Annotated in this window: 14 protein-coding genes; 1 reads left to right on the top strand and 13 read right to left on the bottom strand. The window is 42.5% G+C overall.

The window, feature by feature from the left end; genetic code table 11:
- Positions 1 to 50: 50 nt before the first annotated feature.
- The 4 genes from recR to PGR14_RS13560 are packed head-to-tail and all read right to left on the bottom strand — an operon-like array spanning position 51 to position 3,695.
- Positions 51 to 647, bottom strand: a complete 597-nt coding sequence (gene recR / locus PGR14_RS13575; protein ID WP_008370967.1) for a recombination mediator RecR — start codon at positions 645 to 647, stop codon at positions 51 to 53.
- 16 nt (positions 648 to 663) lie between these two features.
- Positions 664 to 1,014 carry a YbaB/EbfC family nucleoid-associated protein gene (locus PGR14_RS13570; protein ID WP_022220696.1) on the bottom strand — a complete coding sequence of 117 codons (351 nt, stop codon included), beginning with the start codon at positions 1,012 to 1,014 and terminating at the stop codon, positions 664 to 666.
- Between the two features lie 21 nt (positions 1,015 to 1,035).
- The gene (gene dnaX / locus PGR14_RS13565) at positions 1,036 to 2,604 is read right to left on the bottom strand and encodes a DNA polymerase III subunit gamma/tau (protein ID WP_008370974.1); all 1,569 of its coding nucleotides are present in this window, start codon (positions 2,602 to 2,604) and stop codon (positions 1,036 to 1,038) included.
- Positions 2,605 to 2,618: 14 nt separating this feature from the next.
- Positions 2,619 to 3,695 (bottom strand): 6-phosphofructokinase, encoded by a 1,077-nt coding sequence (locus PGR14_RS13560; protein ID WP_008370976.1) that lies wholly within the window; start codon positions 3,693 to 3,695, stop codon positions 2,619 to 2,621.
- A 306-nt stretch (positions 3,696 to 4,001) separates the two neighbouring features.
- Here PGR14_RS13560 and PGR14_RS13555 point away from each other — a divergent pair, with 306 nt between their 5' ends.
- Positions 4,002 to 4,865 carry a methionyl aminopeptidase gene (locus tag PGR14_RS13555; protein ID WP_055249318.1) on the top strand — a complete coding sequence of 288 codons (864 nt, stop codon included), beginning with the start codon at positions 4,002 to 4,004 and terminating at the stop codon, positions 4,863 to 4,865.
- A 67-nt stretch (positions 4,866 to 4,932) separates the two neighbouring features.
- Here PGR14_RS13555 and PGR14_RS13550 read toward each other — a convergent pair whose 3' ends face one another.
- From PGR14_RS13550 to PGR14_RS13510, 9 genes are all read right to left on the bottom strand, one after another.
- Positions 4,933 to 6,372 (bottom strand): MFS transporter, encoded by a 1,440-nt coding sequence (locus PGR14_RS13550; protein ID WP_173685727.1) that lies wholly within the window; start codon positions 6,370 to 6,372, stop codon positions 4,933 to 4,935.
- A gap of 98 nt (positions 6,373 to 6,470) precedes the next feature.
- Positions 6,471 to 7,997, bottom strand: a complete 1,527-nt coding sequence (locus PGR14_RS13545; protein ID WP_195255218.1) for a response regulator — start codon at positions 7,995 to 7,997, stop codon at positions 6,471 to 6,473.
- Complete coding sequence (locus PGR14_RS13540) at positions 7,978 to 9,669, bottom strand: sensor histidine kinase (RefSeq protein WP_270223578.1); 1,692 nt, start codon at positions 9,667 to 9,669, stop codon at positions 7,978 to 7,980. Before PGR14_RS13540 ends, PGR14_RS13545 begins: the two co-directional genes overlap by 20 nt.
- A complete protein-coding gene (locus tag PGR14_RS13535) occupies positions 9,666 to 10,889 on the bottom strand; it encodes an ABC transporter substrate-binding protein (RefSeq protein ID WP_242856287.1) in 1,224 nt (407 codons plus the stop codon). The genes PGR14_RS13540 and PGR14_RS13535 overlap by 4 nt, the downstream gene beginning before the upstream one ends.
- 1 nt (position 10,890) lies before the next feature.
- Positions 10,891 to 12,780: a fructose-1,6-bisphosphatase gene (locus PGR14_RS13530; RefSeq protein ID WP_270223576.1), complete on the bottom strand. Its 1,890-nt coding sequence runs from the start codon at positions 12,778 to 12,780 to the stop codon at positions 10,891 to 10,893.
- Positions 12,781 to 12,795: 15 nt separating this feature from the next.
- Positions 12,796 to 15,309 (bottom strand): hypothetical protein, encoded by a 2,514-nt coding sequence (locus PGR14_RS13525; RefSeq protein WP_270223574.1) that lies wholly within the window; start codon positions 15,307 to 15,309, stop codon positions 12,796 to 12,798.
- A gap of 36 nt (positions 15,310 to 15,345) precedes the next feature.
- Complete coding sequence (locus PGR14_RS13520) at positions 15,346 to 16,512, bottom strand: class I SAM-dependent methyltransferase (RefSeq protein ID WP_270223572.1); 1,167 nt, start codon at positions 16,510 to 16,512, stop codon at positions 15,346 to 15,348.
- A gap of 108 nt (positions 16,513 to 16,620) precedes the next feature.
- Positions 16,621 to 19,227 (bottom strand): histidine kinase dimerization/phospho-acceptor domain-containing protein, encoded by a 2,607-nt coding sequence (locus tag PGR14_RS13515; protein WP_270223571.1) that lies wholly within the window; start codon positions 19,225 to 19,227, stop codon positions 16,621 to 16,623.
- A gap of 8 nt (positions 19,228 to 19,235) precedes the next feature.
- Positions 19,236 to 19,934: a response regulator transcription factor gene (locus PGR14_RS13510; protein ID WP_055297632.1), complete on the bottom strand. Its 699-nt coding sequence runs from the start codon at positions 19,932 to 19,934 to the stop codon at positions 19,236 to 19,238.
- Between the last annotated feature and the right edge of the window lie 101 nt (positions 19,935 to 20,035).

The following is a 20,035-nucleotide window of genomic DNA, read 5'->3' as shown; positions in this document are numbered from 1 at the left end:
ATGCATACGTTTCCGGCACTCCTCGCAGTCCTTAAGTCACGTTAAGTCACCTAAAGTGCTGTACGTCCTTCCAGTGCACGCAGAAGCGTCACTTCATCAATATATTCCAGATCGCCGCCGACCGGCACGCCGCTTGCGATCCGGCTGACCTTGATTCCTGTCGGCTTGATCAGTTTGCTGATATACATCGCAGTAGTCTCCCCTTCCAGGCTGGAATTGGTTGCGATGATCACTTCATCCACATCCCCCTGAAGACGCTCCATCAGCTCTTTTAGCCGGATATCTCCAGGTCCGATCCCAAGCATCGGGGAAATTGCGCCATGAAGTACATGGTACACACCGTTATATTTTCCAGTCTTTTCATAAGCTGCAAGATCTCGGGAATTTTCCACAACCATAATCGTCTTATGATCCCGCTCCTCGCTGGCACAGATCGGGCATAATTCTTTGTCAGTAAGCGTGCAGCATTGCTTGCAGTATCTTACATTATTTCTTGCATCTACCAGTGTCGCTGCAAGCTGTTCTACCTGTTCCTTCGGCATATTAATGATATGAAAAGCCAGCCTTCCGGCTGACTTTGCTCCGATACCAGGCAGTCTTGATAATTCTTCGATCAGTTTACTGATCTGACTGCTGTAATAATCCATCTTTTACACTCCCGTTCTAGAACATTCCCGGCATTCCGCCAAGTCCGCCAGTCAGCTTGCTCATAGCGGAAGTATTTGCCTCATCGACCTGACGAAGTGCTTCATTGACTGCTGCCATGATCAGGTCTTCCAGCATCTCTACATCATCCGGATCCACAACTTCTTCCTGAAGTTTTACTTTCTGGACTTCTTTTTTACCACTTACGGTCACTTCTACAGCTCCGCCGCCTGCAGTTGCTGTAAAACTTTTCTCTTCCATCTCTTTTGCCTGCTCTTCCATCTGCTTCTGCATCTTCTGAGCCTGCTTCATTAAATTTGCCATATTTCCCGGCATTCCGCCTCCTGGAAATCCTCCTCTTTTTGCCATAACTATAAATCCTCCTAATTATTATTCATCTTCAATCGTGATCTCCATATTGATCACTTTTTCTATATCCACAAAACTGTCTTCAAAATGGCGCCCGTTCTCCACCTGACGCACATCAATCTCCACAGTCTTGCCGATTTTTTTCTCAATCAGATCTTTTAATTCCTGCTTATGTTCTTCGCTTCCTACCACGCTGGCGCTGATCTCATCCGGCAGAACGATCAGAAGTCTATCCTGATTGTCCACGCTGAGTCTTGCCTGTTTCAGATAGCCTCTAAGCATTCCTGATGCTTCGTTTGCAATCTTCCGGAAATTGGATGTCACCTGCTTTACATCTTCCTTCAGTGCTTTCGGAAGCTGCGGTTTTGGCTGTGGCTTCGGTGCTTCACCATTTACATAAACAACCCTCTCCTGCGGCTGCGCAACTGCAAAACTTCCTTCTTCTACCTGTTTTTCCAGTGCACGGATCCGGTCCAGAAGACTGTCCTTCGTACTCTCCATCTGCGGTTTGCAAAGCTTGATCAGTGTTACTTCCAGAAGCACTCTTTTCTGTGTTGCGTATTTGAGCTGATTTGTCAGCTCGGAAAAAATACGAATATACCGGAGCAGCACCCCGGATTCGATCATCTGTGCTTCCTCTTTCAGCTGCGCCAGATTCTCCGTCGATACATCCAGCACATCTTCCATATTATCCGAAGTCTTCACCAGAAGAAGGTTGCGCAGATACCAGGTAAAATCTGCCGCAAGCTGCGTCAGTTCTCTTCCCTGCATCACAAGCTCTTCTACGGTAGCAAGTACCTTTCCCACATCCTGGCTGATGATCTGTCTGAGAAGCCGGCTGAATACATCCGTATCCACCGCGCCAAGAACCTCAAGAACATGATCGTAGGTCAGCTTCTGTCCGAGGTAAAACGCAATGCACTGATCCAGAAGACTTAGTGCATCTCGCATGGATCCGTCCGCCGCTTTCGCAATATAGCGGATTGCTTTTTCTTCTACCTCAACTTGTTCTTTTTTCATCAGTTCATCCAACCGCGCTGCGATCGTATCGATCGTAATACGCTTGAAATCGTAGCGCTGGCATCTGGATAAAATCGTGATCGGAATCTTATGTGCCTCTGTCGTTGCAAGAATAAAGATTACATATTCCGGGGGTTCTTCCAAAGTCTTTAACAGAGCATTAAATGCACCTATTGAAAGCATATGCACCTCATCGATGATATACACCTTATATCTTCCTTCCGTCGGACGGTAGGATACCTCTTCCCTGATCTCACGGATATTGTCCACACCGTTGTTGGAAGCCGCATCGATCTCAATGACGTTCATGGAAGTACCGGCTGCAATATTTTTGCACATGGTACATTCCCCACAGGGACTTCCGTCTACCGGATGCTCGCAATTGACTGCCTTTGCAAAAATCTTCGCTACTGTTGTCTTTCCGGTTCCTCTTGTGCCACAGAACAGATATGCATGTCCGATCCTGTCCGCCTTTATCTGATTCTTCAGCGTTGTGATAATATGATCTTGTCCTTTTACGTCTTCAAATTCCGCAGGACGGAATTTACGATACAGGGCAGTATATGACATGTTAAATTACTCCTTTACTCATCGCCAAAACTGATTCCGACAATCTTGGCTTCTTTGATGATATCCGCTTTCGGATCTACCATCTTCAGCTTTCCGGCAACCTCTCCAAGCGGAACCTTGCGGATGTTGCCGTTCTTGATTCCTACCATATATCCGTAGTCCTCTTTTAAGATCAGGTCTGCTGCTGCTGCTCCAAGTCTGGTTGCAAGCACACGGTCATACGGACACGGGCTTCCACCTCTCTGCGTATGTCCCGGCACTGTGATACGAACCTCCTGATCCATACGGTTCTGGATCTTCTCTGCAAGCTCATATGCCACAGACGGATAGCCCTTCTTTTCCTGTTTTTCTTTTAATTTTTTCTTCGGAAGGGCTGCATCTTCTTTTGTGATCGCGCCTTCTGCAACCGCGATGATCGTAAAATGCTTTCCTGCCTCTGTACGGCTCTTGATCGCACGCACTACGTTATCCACATCATACGGGATCTCCGGGAGAAGAATAATATCTGCTCCGCCTGCGATTCCGGCATGAAGTGTTACCCATCCTACTTTATGCCCCATAACCTCTACAATAAATACACGGCTGTGTGAAGTTGCAGTTGTATGGATTCTGTCAATTGCTTCCGTTGCGATATCTACCGCACTCTGAAAGCCAAATGTCATATCTGTTCCCCACAGATCGTTGTCGATCGTCTTCGGAAGTGTAATCACATTCAGTCCTTCTTCTCTTAACAGATTCGCAGTCTTATGTGTTCCATTTCCTCCCAGTACTACTAGGCAGTTCAGATTCAACTTGTGATAAGTATGCTTCATCGCTTCGACCTTATCGATCCCATCCGGTCCAGGTACGCGCATCAGTTTAAACGGCTGTCTGGATGTTCCGAGGATTGTTCCACCCATCGTCAGTATTCCCGAAAAATCTTTTGCTGTCAGCATCTCAAAGTTCGAATAAATAAGTCCTTTATATCCATCCTGAAATCCATAAATTTCCACATCGTTTCGTTTTGAACAAAGTCCTTTTACGACACCTCGCATGGCTGCATTCAGTGCCTGACAATCCCCACCACTGGTAAGCATTCCAATTCTAAACATAATTGTCCATCCTTTCCCTGTTCATCTTTTCCAGATCAGTCTGTTATTTTCAGTTATAATCCCTTTGTATTATAACCGATTCCCGAGTCCTATACAAGCAATAGTTCTGCTGCAAAACCGATACATACCGCATCCTGGTCTGGCATTTTGAATCACATCTGGCGAAATGCACAGCACAGATTGACTTTTTGTTCCGGAATGGATATATTATAGAAGTGAAACAGTTAGTGCAGGCATACATCTGATTTTTTGTGATCACATCAAACTCTGCACGTAAAAATTTATAAAAGAAAGTCAGGTATTCTCATGGAAAGAAATGAATTGTGCTGGTGTGGCAGCGGAAAAAAATACAAAAAATGCCATCTTATGATCGAAGAAAAGATCGCATATCATGCAGATAAAGGAGAAATCGTTCCGACAAGAGATATGCTCAAGACCATTCCTCAGATTGAAGGAATCCAGAAAAGTGCAGATCTCAATACTGCCGTACTTGATCATGTAGCTGCTCATATCCACGCAGGCATGAGTACAGCCGAAATTGATAAATTAGTTTATGACTATACAACCGAACACGGCGGAATCCCGGCACCGCTTAATTATCAGGGATTCCCAAAGAGTGTGTGTACTTCTATTAACAACGAGATCTGCCATGGTATTCCGGATGAAAATATTATTCTGGAAGAAGGCGATATCATCAATGTGGATGTATCTACCATTCTGGACGGATATTTCTCAGATGCATCCCGTATGTTTATGATCGGCAAGGTCAGCGAACGTGCCGAAAAACTGGTTCGTGTCACACAGGAATGTGTCGAACTTGGACTTGCGCAGGCAAAACCATGGAACCATCTCGGAGACATTGCAGATGCGATCAATTCACATGCAAAAGCAAATGGTTATTCTGTTGTAGAGGAAATCGGCGGACATGGTGTTGGTCTTGAATTCCACGAAGAACCTTGGGTAAGCTATGTTACACCAAAGGGAAGCGAAATGCTTCTGGTTCCGGGTATGATCTTTACCATCGAACCGATGATTAACGAAGGCAGTCCGGAATTCTTTGTTGATGAAGACAATGACTGGACGGTTTATACCGAAGATGACGGACTTTCTGCTCAGGTAGAATACATGGTCCGCATTACGGATGATGGCGCTGTCGTTATGACAAAATAATTTTCTATTACAAAAAGGACCGGATGGCGAACTGCCATCCGATCCTTTTACTATTTATCTTATATTTCTAATTCTGTTTTGCGTTTTTTCTACGTTCATCCAGTTCTTTTCTGACTGTCGGATATACCTTATCGATTCCCATAAATAAATACCAGATGATTAAAACAACGACTGTGATAGCCAGTGGCAGATATAAGAACAGACTCTTAATTGCAAAGATCGCACTGTCCGGCTGAACAGCTGCCGTTCCATTATAATTTCCTGCCGCAAGGATCCATCCAAGTGCTGCTGTCCCAAGACCTGTTCCGATTTTCTGTCCAAAGCTGGTTACACTGTAAGTAAGTCCTTCTTCTCGGATTCCGTCTTTCCATTCACTGTAATCCACTACGTCTCCAACAATTGCGAACAGGCAGGAATACAATGCCGCATGACCAATTCCCTGTAAAACCAGTCCTCCATAAATCATCGGAAGATTGACCGGTCCTGCAATTTCAAGAATAAGTCCTGCTCCATAGAACAGGAAGCCCACAAATAATGCTTTGATCTTTCCAAATTTTTTTGCAAAAATAGGGATCAGCATGATCGTAAGGATCGTTGGGATATAGTTAAATAATGTCATTGTACTGTTGATCATCTCATTGCCAAGTACATATTTTGCATAATAAATTCTTGATCCACCGGTAAGTCCGAGTGATGTATAAATAATTGCAAATGCTAATGTGATCAGAATAAAGTATTTATTGCTGCAAAGAATTTTAATAGTCTTAATCGGGTGTGTTTTCTTCTTTTCAGTCACTTCCGGTTTGATCGGTTTATATCTTTCTTTTGTTCCGGCAAATGTTGTAATAAACATTCCAAGTGCTACGATCGCATAAATAATACTCATGCAGGTCCATCCCTTCTGGCCGTTTCCAAGGAAATGTACCAGCGGAATCGTAATCACATTGATTACCAGCTGTGCGATCATTGTAAATTCAAACCGGATTGTATTCATTACATTTCGGTCATGCTGCTCGGTTGTTACCAGCGAAAGCATGGTATTGTAAGAAAGATTTGATGCAGTAAAACAAACTGCTGCAAGGAAAATATATACAAGCAGCATATAAATTGCTTTTCCGTTTGCTCCGATATTCGGAACTGTAAAAATCATAATCAGACTGACAACAAGCGGAGGTGCACTCCATAATACCCACGGACGAGCCTTTCCCCATCTGGTATTTGTCTTATCGATAATAACACCCATAAAAAGATCGGATACTCCATCAAACAATCTTGCGATCAGCATCAGGGTTCCGACTACTCCTGCTGCAATTCCTGCCACATCTGTACAGTAAATCGTCAGGAATGAAGCTACCGTTGTCCACACAAGGTTTGCTCCGATATCACCAACTCCGTAACAGACTTTTTCTCTGGTGGAAACCCGCATACCTTCTGCTTCTTTTTTGACTGCTTTACTTTTTGTTTTTTCTTTAATTACTCCGACGGAAATTTTTTCGGCTGCTTCCATCTTACTTCCTCCTCTTCTCAATTTCTGAACCTACTATAGCAAATTCAGATTTTTAAAAAGGAAAAATTTTTTATAAAAAGAGGAATTTTACAAACTGATTATGTATTCATCCTCCGATATTCGTTCGGAAGCATCCCTACTTCCTGTTTAAACACCTTACTCATGTACTTGGGATCCGAAAAACCTGCCATTGAAGCAATCTGATTCAGCTTTAATTCCGTATCCAGAAGTAATTGTTTTACATGTGCGATTTTATATCGCCTTATGATCTCCGTAAAAGAAGAGCCTGTTTCTTTTTTTAACTGTGTACCCAGATACTGTTCGGTAACATGCAGTCTCCTGGCTGTTTCCTCCAGATTAATTCCGTCACTGTAGCTTTCTTTAATAATAGAAAGAGCTTTCTGTACCAGAAGCTCTGCCGAAGTCTGTTTTTTTTCATCATTTTCTATGCAGACAAATAATTCCAGCATTGCATCCATGATTTCTTCCCAGAAAACAGCATTTAAAATCGTATGTAATATTTTTTGGACAAGCAGATCTTCATCTCGTAATGTTCCACACTCTTTTGCCGTATTGATCACAGCGTAAGCAAAACGGATACAAACCTCTCTGATTTCCTGCGGGCTGTGGACTTCACGTAATCCTGCCTCCATAAATTGCTGAAAGCACCGGGTAAACGCAGGATAATCCAGATGGATTACCGCACTCCTTGCCTGATTCTCCAGATCTGCCGGATAAGTAAAACGATTTGTCCTCAGTTGCGCGATTTTTTTGCACTTGATCAATACCCGGTTGCCAAGTATTAAATGCCATCCGCATGCTTCGGTCAGCGCATTTTCAATCTCCGCCAGTTCTCCCAACCCTTGACACTCTTTTCCCGCAAATGCCCCATGATCATGAATTCTCATAGAAAAAGCCGGTACTACCGATTGCTTCAAATACTGTATAAAATTTTTTTTTGCTTTCACATCATAAAAACAGATAAAAACAGACTGCTTCTTCTCTCTCCATAACCAGCACATTTTTTTGTCCGGATTATGTTCCCGGAATTCTTCTAAAAAAAGCTCTGCTTCTTTTTGTTCGGAATCATAATACTTTCCCATAAAAAGATACATACAGTAAATTTGTTTTCTGCCGGAGAACCCATATTTCTCCAAAAGCGTCTCCTCTAACCTAGAATCCTCTTCATACTCGCCTTCTAACGCATCTTTTATGACCGTTTCAAGTGAAAGAGAATTTTTCCCTCTCTGTTCTACGAATATCTCTTCCTTGATTTTAGAAAGGGTGTTCTTCAGTTCCGTAAGATTAACCGGCTTTAGCAGATAATTTTCTATTCCGAGTGCAATTGCCTTTTTTGCATAATCAAAGTCAGAGTATGCCGTAAGAATCACAACCTTAGTCATACTTCCTCTTTCTCTTGCTTCTTTTAACATCTGCAGACCGTTCATATCCGGCATCTGGATATCAAGCAGGATCAGATCCGGATCCTGTTCTTCAAGAAGAATTAAACCTTCTCGCCCATTTTCCGCGCTTCCTACCACCTGGTATTCCGGACTGATTTTATTCAAAATATGTACAAGCCCCTCACGAATCGGTCTCTCGTCTTCAATGACTGCTATCCGCATCGTCATTTCCTCCCTGTATCGGAATAAATAAATGTACTTTCACGCCACCCGAAAGAATATTTTCAAAATAAACTGCTGTATCTTCTCCGTAATAGAGTTCCAACCGCTTTCTCACATTGGAAATTCCGAGATGATTCTTTATCTTCGTTCCTTCATTGAGTTCTTTTAATCTGACTTTCTCAATACACTGCCCATTATTTACAATGATCAGATGTAATTGTTCTTCTGCCTTCACAGCTTCGATGGTAAGCCGGTGTTCGCCCTTACATCCGCGGAAACTGTACTTGATCGCATTTTCCACAAAAGGCTGAAGCAGTATTTTATGAATTTTATAAGTTTCCAATTCCTCCGGTATTTTAAATATCAGCTCGATTTTTTCTCCTAATTTTTCCTGCTGCAGAAGAATATACTTTTCCAGCCATACCTTTTCCGCTTCGATCGTTGTCAGTTCCCCTGCATCATTAATGGCATAACGCAGGATTTCGGCAAGCGCCACTAACATCTCACTGATTTCATACTGCTCATTTTCAATGGCTTTCCAGTTGATGGTATCCAGGATATTATATAGAAAATGAGGATCGATCTGTGCCTCCAACGCTGAGATTTCTGCATTCTTCTGCTCCAATGCAGATTGTTTCACCTGACCGATCAAATGATAGATCCGCTCAGTCATATCATTGAAGCCTTCCGATATCTTCTGTATTTCTATACTGTCATTTTCTTTGATTGCAAGCTTCTCCCTGAAATTATCTTTCTCCAGATTTTTCATCGCATCTACAATCTCATTTACCGATACCATGACCGGTTCTGTAACTTTATAGATCAGAAATACAAAAACAAGCAGCACTGCCACTGCCAGCAGCAGCCAGAATACGATCTGTTCTCTGATTGCTCTCTGATATTCACTCAGCGACTGGCACAATACGATTTTCCAGCCGCTCCTGGTATTTGTAATGGATTTTTGACTGACCCTTTTCGTCTCTAAAATATCTTCCGTCCTGCCCAGTAATTTTTCATTTTCCGCTCCGACGATCCTTCCGTCATCTATCAGATATATTTCCGATCCTTTTCCAACATCCAGCACGGAACTCAGTTCATCTGCATCGACTGACAGAATCACTTCTCCCAGATCTTCACTGATATCCCAGTAATTTACTACCTTACGGCTGATATGAAACATCCTTTCCGGATTTTCATTCTCTTGATCCATCGTATAAGACAGCATCTCTTCTGTCTCCGGAACTGCAACCTTTTCAATCCAGGAACTGTTCACCGAAGAAGAAGAAAGCCTGTCATAAAAGATTCTTTTTCTATCTGCCAATACCAGCTGAATCCCGTCCACACCCTGATTTCTGTTACAGATATGTGAAAATTCACTTCGCATATTATAGGCATCTGTCTCCATAATATCAGCAGATTCTTTCGCGGTAACCGCAAGATTTAAAAAGTCTTCAGCCGTAGTGATATCATACAGGATCGTCTCATACTTATCCAATGTCATATTCAGACACTGATTTGACTTCTGAAGATCTGCCTCTGCCTGATTGTTCATATTATCAAGGGTGCTTTTTTTCAGACGTGCCTGCGATATCACTGTAAAAATAGTGATTGGAATGCATGCCGTAATAATAAATGCAGGAATCAGAATCTGTCTCAGATTTTTCTTTTTCATTTCTCTGCTCCGATTTTCTCTATCTTTTCTGCACTTTTATTCAATATTGTCTGCGGATCCTCTTCCTCCACCAGTATCTGTCTCAGAGTATCGGAAAGTGTCAGGGAAATCCGTGGCCATTCCGGAGAAATCTCACGAATCCCGGCAGCCTTATACATTTTTATAAATGTTCTCTTTTCCGGATCTTCGGCAAATTGTTGTTCCATAATATCCTGACGCGGTGCAAGAAAACCAAATGCATCAATATATTCTTTCATTCGGTCTTTATCTGCCAGAAACTTTAAAAAACGGATTGCATACTCTTTCTTTTCATTCTCCGCTACTGCCAGAATTTCTCCTCCGGCTACCGAAACCGATGTCTCTCCTCCCGGAATCGGTGCAACACCGAATTCCAGATCCGGGTTTCCTTCCCTGATACTGTCAATCGCCATAGAGGAATTGAACATGATCCCAATTTTTCCTTTTAGAAACTGATTTGTCAGATCTCCCATGGTAAGAGAAATGCTCTGCAGACTCAGACTTCCTTCTTTTTCCATCTGATCCAGCAGAAGAAATGCCTTTTTACTGTTTTCTTCTGCAATTCTATACACGTCCCCTCCCATTGACCATAAGATCGGCAGAAATTCATACATACTTTCTTCTGTCTGTAAAGCAGTGATCGCAAACCCTTTTACATCTTCATTGCTGATCTTCGCCGCTGTCTCTTGAAATTCTTCCCAGCTTTCCGGAACTTCGCATCCATTTTCTTCCAGGAGTTTTTTATTATAGAACATCCCTGTACAGTTCACACCAAAAGGCTGCCCATAAATTCTTCCATCTATCGTACATGGTTCCAATGCTTTTTCGTTATATTCCTTTAATTCCGGAATAGCATCTGTAAGATCAGCAAACGCTTTCATATGATGTAGAAATTGAAAGTCCGAGGAATCCACTACGGCAATATCCGGCATCTTTTCTTCCGACATCGCCAGGGCAAGCTGTTTTTTAAAATCTTCATCCGGAATATAAGATACCTCTATCTTAATATCCTCCTGCATCTTATTAAACTGCTCTACCAGCTCTTCCAGATGTCTCTGATTATCCGGTATATCCCAGTAATGCCATAATTCAATGGTTTCTTTCTCTTTCGCTTTTGTTTCTTCCTTTTTCCGGCATCCTGCACAGCTGCATAAACTAACTGTCATGACAACACATAAAGCGCATGCAAAAATCTTTTTCACTCTATTCCAACTCCCCTTCACGGTATGCACGGAGCAGCATTTTAAGTGCCTCAATATCCTCCTTGATCTTCTTTCCGCTATCTGTATCCCGCACCATCAAACGTTCTTTTTCGGTCTCGACCAGTTCTGATTTTGACTCGATATCCTTATTTTCCGTAAGTGCCGCATACACACTCAGGAAAGGCTGGTGGGATTTGATCCGGATACCATGGGAATTGAAGATCAGTGTATACCCGGCAATTCCGGTAGTCTTATGGTAGCTCTTGCAGAAACCTCCATCAATGACCATTAATTTTCCATTCGCACGGACCGGATGCTCTCCTTTTGAAGTTCTGACCGGTGTATGCCCATTAATGATATGAGCACGCTCGGAATAAAGACCAAACTCATGCAGAATCATATTGCAGACCTTTTCTTCTTCGTAGAATTTATAATATGGATTTGATTCTTCATACCATGTCGACTCATCCAGCACATAAGTACGCTCAAAGGTTTTCGTATTTCTTCCGGAAAGTGGAGACTTTCTTCCGCACCACAGATACCACATAAAGTCTCTGTCTTTTTCTTTCGCCTCCTTCGACCAGGCTCTTCTGGCAACATGCTCTGCATAGTCCAGATATTCTCTTCCTCGATAGCATCTCTTCCCAAATACAACGCCGTCAAAGTTTCCGCTCTCATCCAGCGGCACACAGCCGTGATACAGAAGATTATCGTTGAAGATCCGGTACATACTTCCTTTTTTATACAGGAAATCTATATGCTGTCGCAGGCGGATACTGTTCACAAAAGCCATCTGAAGACCTTCCATTACATTTTCTTCCTCTTCGGTCAGCTGATAGACTTCTTCCACACTTTCAGCTGCAAAACTTACAGTTGGAAATTCTTCCTTCTTGATCTTATATTCTTTTCCGCCAATTTCAACAACCTGACGTTTCACATCCACTTTATGAAGCAGCAATTTATCTTCCATCTTGTAATCCGGATTACGCAGGATCACCTGGCCTTCCAGTTTAAAAAGAAGTACAGAAATTGCTTTCAGTGCCGCTTCCATCGGATCGATCTGCGGGTATATCTTTTCTGCAAATAAGGTCAGATTTCGCAGACTGATCCCATAGCTATTCTCCATGATCTTCATATTATCATATTTCAGATTGTTACGGATAACTGTTGCGATGCAGGCTCTGCTTCCTGCCGCTGCCCCCATCCACAGGATATCATGATTGCCCCACTCAATATCGATGGAATGATAAGTCATCAGGAGATCCATGATCCGGTCTGCACAAGGACCTCTGTCAAAAATATCTCCGACAATATGTAGATGATCGACTGCCAGCCGTTTAATCAATCCGGCAAGCACCTCGATAAATTCATCTGCATTCTGTAGTTCAAGGAGCGTATTCAGGATATTGCGGTGATACACCAGCTGATTATCATCTTCATCCTTCTGTACATGGATCAGTTCATCCAGAATATAGGCATATTCCTTCGGCATCGCTTTTCTTACTTTTGAGCGGGTGTATTTGGATGAAAATAATCTTGCGATATCGATTAGTTCTCCTAAGATCACACGATACCACTCTTCATTATTTTTTCCTTCCTTTTTTATCATTGCAAGCTTTTCAATTGGATAATAGATCAGCGTACAGATTTCTTCCCGATCCAGATCTGATAAAGTATCTTCAAACAACAGATCTACTTTTTCCCGAATCACACCGGAGCAGTTATTTAATATATGGCAAAATGCCTCATATTCTCCATGCAGATCACTCATAAAGTGCTCTGTCCCTTTTGGCAGGCTGAGGATTGCTTTAAGGTTAATAATCTCTCGGCAGACCGCCTGCTCAGTTGGGTATTTTTCTGCCAGAAGTTCTAAATATTTCTCGTCTCTCATTTGCGTCCTCCAAATTTATTTTACATAACCAAAAAATACATTTCCGCTGCCGCTTACCATTTGCGCCATCTCTTCAGGCGTAGCCGAATGACGTTCTCCGTCAGCCGGATCAATATAAGCATATTTTTCACTGGTATAGCCGATTACCAGTACTGCATGATCTGCACTTAACATGGCAACGACCGGTGTCTCGTGACTGATGGTATATTGAATTTCTTCCGGTGTACATCCTGTCAGATCAAAACCTTCTCCACCGGTTGCTTCTGTCAGGATTTCTGCCGGCGACTTTCCGTTTTCCAGCTCTGTTGATGCATTTATATCTTCTGCGCCTTCCAGCTTCAGGATCCGGTTCAGGCACGCTGCAAGTGTACTTTCACCTTCTCCTGTCCGGAACTCATCCATATTATTTACTTCATAAATATCCGGCGTATTTCCGGACTCCCATACATATTCCTGTGATGAAGAAATGACCACACCTTTTATCTTCTCCGCTTCCTGGATCGCATAAGATGCTTTTTCATACACCCCCTGCAGACTGCCAAGTGCATATACATAATACTGATTCTTTACCTTCGGTTTGTCAAAGCTGACAACCATCGGTTTATCAAACAGTACCTGCTTTGGTTTTAAAATTTTTGCTTTGCTGTCTTTGATCCCATTTTCATAAGTAAGACGAACCAGAGTTCCCCGCAGATCATCATTGTAGGTCTCAACTGTGATATTGCTCTCTTCCTTCTCCTGATTGTTGGTAATATAATCTGCCGTTGTTGAAATATAGGTATTCTCATTTCTGTTCACCCGATTAAGTGTCATCATATTGTCTGCCACATAGCCATCCAGAATGTAAAAATCCTGTACCTCATAGGTCTTGGCTATCTCCTGTTTCTGCGTGATGATATCCACTTTATACATCGGGTACACACTCTGTCCGGATATATTGGTTCCTGCATCGCTTCCACGCAGCATGCCATAGGCAAAATCATTCCGGATAAATCCGATCGGTTTGACATATTCGTCTCCTTCGGATGTAATATCAAAGGATTTGCCCGTCTTCAGATTCAGCACGATAATTTTCTGCGACTCATTGATCTTTCCGCCCTCACTCTGGTAAGCAAGCAGATGTCCGTCTGGTGAAACCTGATACTGCCCTTCCTCCAGATCTTTCACCAGCACCTCTCTGGTGTTGTCCTTCAGATTCACAAGATACAATGTACCATCTATCATTACATAAAGATTTTCATCAGAATTGCTGTAATATACAAATTTACCCAGATCCTCTTTCATCAGATAATATCCGTCTTCGCTAGGGACAAATGCTTTTTCCGTAACGGAATTTTTTTCTGCGTCAAAATAATAGACTGCTACACCTACCTGCCCTTCATGTACACCGCGATTCATATAACCCACTACAGTAAATGTGGTATTGCCTTTTTCATCTACTGAAATCAGGCGGATATCATGCAGGTCGCATAATGTACGCACATCCATGTTTTCCGCATCTGCGAAGCCGAATACCAGTGACATTTCATCCTCTTTTTTATCATAATGCCAGAGCTGGTTATCCTCTATAAATGCTACAATGGTTCCATCTGTATTAGTCTCATACTCCAGGTCCGTCGGCGCAATCCCAACAAGAACACCCTTCTGGTTCAGCGCAGTTGTCTTACCATCAAATCTCTGATTCATCGTGCGATCATAATCAAGCAGATACTGTTGTGCATCTTCCCCGGTGCGGATCCGGAAGAATTCCTTTACACTGTAAAGCCGATCAGCATAATCAGTATCCCCGGTGCACTTTACCTGGTATTTGAGGACAAGTGATGTGTAATTCTCATTGCATTCCTTAATTTCCCAGTATACATTTCCCGATACCTGCGGTGCAAGCGAACCCCATGTCACCTGTGACTGTGTCGATGCAAGTGTGACCTCCTGATAGGTGGAGCTGTCCTCACTGGAATCTGTTTCCAAATAGCTTTCGACCTTATCACCCTGATTTTCGAGTGCAGCATTGTGGAAATCATTTGCGAAATCCAGGCTTTTCTTATAGTTGCAATCTGCCGAATTCTTAATCCTGGTATAAAAATAAATATTCTGATTATCCAGGTACAAGGTTACTTTCAAAATTCTCTCTTCTTTCAGGATCTTCATATTCTTGAAATTTAAAGTTACTGTATCCTGAACATCTTTAATGGTTCCCTCCTGAATACATTTTTTCCCATTCAGTGTATATACCTGCCAGTAAACCTTCTGGATCTGGTTATCATATTTTGCAATGTTCATATCCAGCTGGTTATTTGTGACGGGTGTCAGTGTATCACGCATTGAAGTAAGCGTCATATCGCTTTTATATCCCGGCAGTGAGTTCACTTCATATCCTTCTGTCATAAAGGATATTCTTGGCAGTGTCGCACCTCCCATATCTGCACTCATATCAGTGTTGCCTCTGTTCGTCACATAACTGGATACGATAACTGCAAGAATAAATACAGTAGTCAGTACTCCTGTCTTTATTGCTATCTTTTTAAACATTGTAATTATAGTCCCCTTTATCTTAATCTGCTAAATTTATACTCCTTTTTCTCCCTCTTCATTCTGCTGATCCAATAATCTCCCCAGCATTGGATCGATGTGAAGCATTTCTTCACATGTGCGGATTGCCTCTGCATTTTTCCCTTTATTTCCCGTGTAAATGGCCCGTATCAAAATATTCTTCGGTGTATGCTCCATATCGATAAACTCCAGGATCTGTGTGTCATATCCATCCCTCTTGAGATATTCTGCACGCATAGCATCCGTGACAAGAGCTGCCATTCGCTCTTTGATCAGTCCGTAAGAAAACAGCGGTGCAAGCGTTTCATTTGCAATCTGACGGTTCACTTCATGCTGACAGCACGGAACCGAAAGAATGACCTTCGCTTTCCAGCCAACTGCTTTTGCAAGTGCAAAATCGGTAGCGGTATCACAGGCATGCAGCGTCACGACCATATCCACTTCATCAGAGCCGGTATAATCTGCAATATTTCCTTCCATAAACTTCAATTTTCTATAGCCATATTTTTTTGCAAGCTGGTTGCATGCATAAATGACATCCGTCTTCAGATCCAGTCCGATGATCCGGATATCATAACCTTTTAACTCATGCAAATAATAATAAATTGCAAATGTCAGATAGGATTTACCGCATCCAAAATCCAGAATCGTTACTTCCCTGTCCTTCGGGAGCTCCGGAAGAACATCCTCGATAAACTCCAGGAAACGGTTGATCTGGCGGAACTTATCAAACTTTGTCCGCACGATTTCCCCTTCTTTTGTCATAACTCCCAGATCCTGTAAAAATGGAACTGCTTTTCCTTCCTCCAGGATATAATGCTTCTTCCGGTTGTGTGACAGATCAATCTCTTTGAACTTCCCGGTCTGAAGCCGTCTCTGAATCGTCATTTTTCCTTTTTTGCTGACCAGAACCTGATAGCGGAATTTTCTCGTCTCCATCTGCATCTGTTTGAATTCCTGCATGGCATTTTCAATATATCCTGTTGCTTCTTCTTCATTCAGATTGTGGTGAAATACCTGGTTGTTCCGGTGTTCTTCGCACTGGTACAAAATATTGTCTTTATGCTCCACAGGGCGGATCTTAATCTTTACAATTCCGCCTTTTTCACGTGGATTGCTGATTATTGCTGATAAAAATTCTTTATTTAAACTCTTTTTTAAGATATTATTCAATGATTCCATTTTAATTTCCCCTTACATTTTAGGTTATATGTACGAATCCAGTTTTTATTGTAAAGCGAAATAAAATAGAGCGCAAGGGAAATTTCCCTTACGCCCCATATTTACCTGTTACTGTTCGACTTCCTGATAGACATCTTCCGTTTCTTTTGGAGCCGGGAAACGGATCAGTACCTTGAACAGATCTCCGTCGAGATATAACTCGAATTTTCCCCCTTGAAGCTTTGTCAGATTCTGTGCAATCGAAAGACCAAGCCCGCTTCCTTCCGTGCTTCTGGATACATCTCCGCGGATAAATCTTTCTGTCAGCTCATCTGCCGAAATATTTAGCGGCTGCTCTGATACATTCTTGATCGTAAGCTGTACTTCCTCACCTGTCTGAACCAGATCCACATAGACCCGGCTTCCCTCCATTGCATATTTTGCCGCATTGTTAAATACATTTGCAAGAACTCTCCACATTCGTCTGCCGTCTGCGTAGATTGTTGCCGGTTCGGTCGGAAGATTCATGATCATTTTCAGATTCCTTGCCTCAAATTTTTCTTCAAACTCTGCACTGGTCTGATTAACCAGCTCAACCAGATTCAGATTCATCATTTCCAGGCTGATATTGCCACTGCTTACCTTGGAAGCTTCTACCACATCCTCGGTAAGTGTCTTCAGACGATATGCTTTTTCTTCCAGAACCTGAAGATAATTCCGGATCTTCGGATCCTCAAAATCCTCTCTCTTTAAAAGGTCCACATAATTAATGATTGATGTAAGCGGCGTTTTGATATCATGGGATACATTTGTGATCAGATCCGTTTTGAGGCGTTCATTTTTTACGCTCTCTTCTACCGCCCGGTCCAGTCCATCTCCGATCTTATTGATGCTGACTGCTGCTTCAAGCTGTCCGCCTTTGAGTCCATTTAACGGAATCTGATAATCAACCTGACCGTCTGCGATTGCTTTTACCCCTTTGATGATCCGCGCTCTTCCGATGGCTCTGCGCATCAGGCAGAAAAATGCCCCCGCCTCTGCCGCAAGCATTACGAACAGCCAGATTCCCGGCTCCCACATGGCGATCGCGATCCAGTGAACTACAACCAGTACTCCAAACAAAATCGCAGCTTTCCAGACCTCCCCCAGATGCCGGATCCCAATCCGGACGTATTTGATGATCAGACATAAAATACTGTTCTTCCACAAGGTCTTTGCCTTGATCCTTCTTACCATTCCAAGCCAGAAAGTAAGTCCTATCATGCAAACGCTTACCGCAACAATCCCTGCAAAAATCAGTACCGATGTGCCATTGAAACCATCTCCGCTAAACCAGACTCCGTTCAGCAGACTGTAACTTAAACTGATTTCCCCGTAAATACATATCACCATAACTGCAACCGACAAAAGAATAAAGATTTCTGTCTTCATTTTATCGACCCGATTTAACACAATGCCTTCTTCCCGGTTTGATCTGCCTGCAACAATTGTCAGCCATGCCAGAATTACAAGCATTGCAAATCCGGTTGCAATCGCAATCCAGAAAGTAAATCTTACCTGCGGTGCATACTCCTGATAAATCTTGCTCTCCTGATAAAAGTCATCCTGGATTGGATAGGAAGTATCTACCGCGAACACGCATTCGTAATTATCCATCCACATATTGCCACCGATCAGTGATTTCCACTGTGATCCGTCCATACCAATATCACTCTGGTACTCAGTAAGCTTTGGTGTGGCAACCGCATATACTCCCAGCTTTTTCATACTTTCCAGATTCTTTTCCCATTCATCAAATCTCTGATATGCAAGACGGTTGGTATAAACTTTTTTATTGTCCAGATCTACAATCATATATGCAAGATTGGTATTATCTTCTTTATATTCTTCCGTTACATACTGCCACGTCAAAAATTCATCCCGTACACTGTCCACAGTATTTCCAAGCATGGACATCGCATCACTTAACTTGCCGTTCCATCTGGAATCCTTGTTCACAACTTCCAGAAGATTCTTCGCGCCCACCGGTGCACAGTTTTCGGAAACTTTTTCTCCGTCATACCGCCAGCACTTTGTGTAGACCTGGCGATTTTCACTGTCCAGAATATTGCGGTAAATACTTGCGGAGCTCTCAATCCAGTCATTGATCAGAGAATCGATCACTTCTCCGGTGCTTTCCAGTGAATATTCATCTTTTGCCTCATCCATATTACCAAACTGAAGGTTCCCGTTTTTAAATTCTCGACGAAATTCTTTTTCATAGTAATAATGGTAGGTTCCGTCATCCTTCTGGCAGACGATGATCTCATCATCATTGTCTCCATCTGCCATCTTGGTCCCGTCTGCGTAGTACATCTCCTGATCGTTTTCCCAGTAATTCACAAGATCACCAAGACGGTATGCAAGCCCATTTACATTTTCATTTGAAATCTTACGATCTGAATCATATTCTTTCAGATCTACAATTCTGTTTTCATCATATTTTCCTTCTGTTTCAAAATTGCTGTCGTATCCTTCCGCAGCCGTAATATCATTTGCAGCACTCATCAGCTTGTCGGTAAACCCTTTTGACTGTTCATACTTCTTATGTGGCTTTTCAAACAGGATTCCTGCCAGATTATCGCCCGGATAACTGAATGTAAAAACCAGACATGTGATCATCACCACCGCTAAAATATGCTCCAGTACGATCAGGATTCCTTTACATGGTGCGCTTTGATACCATTTGTTATTCATAAGACCTCCTAACCGATCTTCTCTACCTTATATCCGACACCCCATACTACCTTCAGGTAACGTGGCTCTTTCGGATTGATTTCGATTTTCTCCCGGATATGGCGGATATGTACGGCAACGGTATTGTCCGCTCCGATTGCGTCTTCATTCCAGATATTTTCGTAAATCTGATTGATAGAGAACACCTTTCCCTGATTTTTAACGAGTAACAGTAATATATTGTATTCAATCGGTGTCAGCTTCACTTTTTCGCCGTCCACAGTCACTTCTTTCAGATCATCCCTGATCACAAGTCCCCCGGTCCGGAACTCACTCTGGTTGTCAGATCTCGCCGTACTTCCAAGCTGGGTGTAACGTCTGAGCTGGGATTTTACCCTTGCTACCAGCTCCAACGGATTGAACGGTTTGGTCATGTAATCATCTGCACCGATATTCAGTCCTAAAATCTTGTCCGCATCCTCTGATTTGGCGGATAAAATAATAATCGGGAGGCTCATGTTTTCCCGGATCTTGAGTGTCGCCCGGATTCCGTCCAGCCGCGGCATCATCACATCCATGATCAGAAGATCAACTTCATTTCTTTTCAATACCTTGATCGCTTCGTCGCCATCATACGCCTTCAGGACTTCGTATCCTTCCTGCGTCAGGTAAATATCTATTGCTTCTACAATGTCTTTATCATCATCACATACTAATATTTTTGCCATCTTTTTCACCTCCTCTATACTATACAAGATTAACAGAGATTTTTTAAGAGATAGGGCGGGATTTTCTTAAGAATTTTTTGAGATTTGAAAATAAATACTCC

It is taken from the genome of Coprococcus sp. AF99-45, from assembly GCF_027663865.1.
GTDB classification, from domain to species: domain Bacteria; phylum Bacillota; class Clostridia; order Lachnospirales; family Lachnospiraceae; genus Allocoprococcus; species Allocoprococcus comes.
Note: the sequence above shows the minus strand (reverse complement) of the source record. Positions and strands in the feature narration are given on the sequence as shown.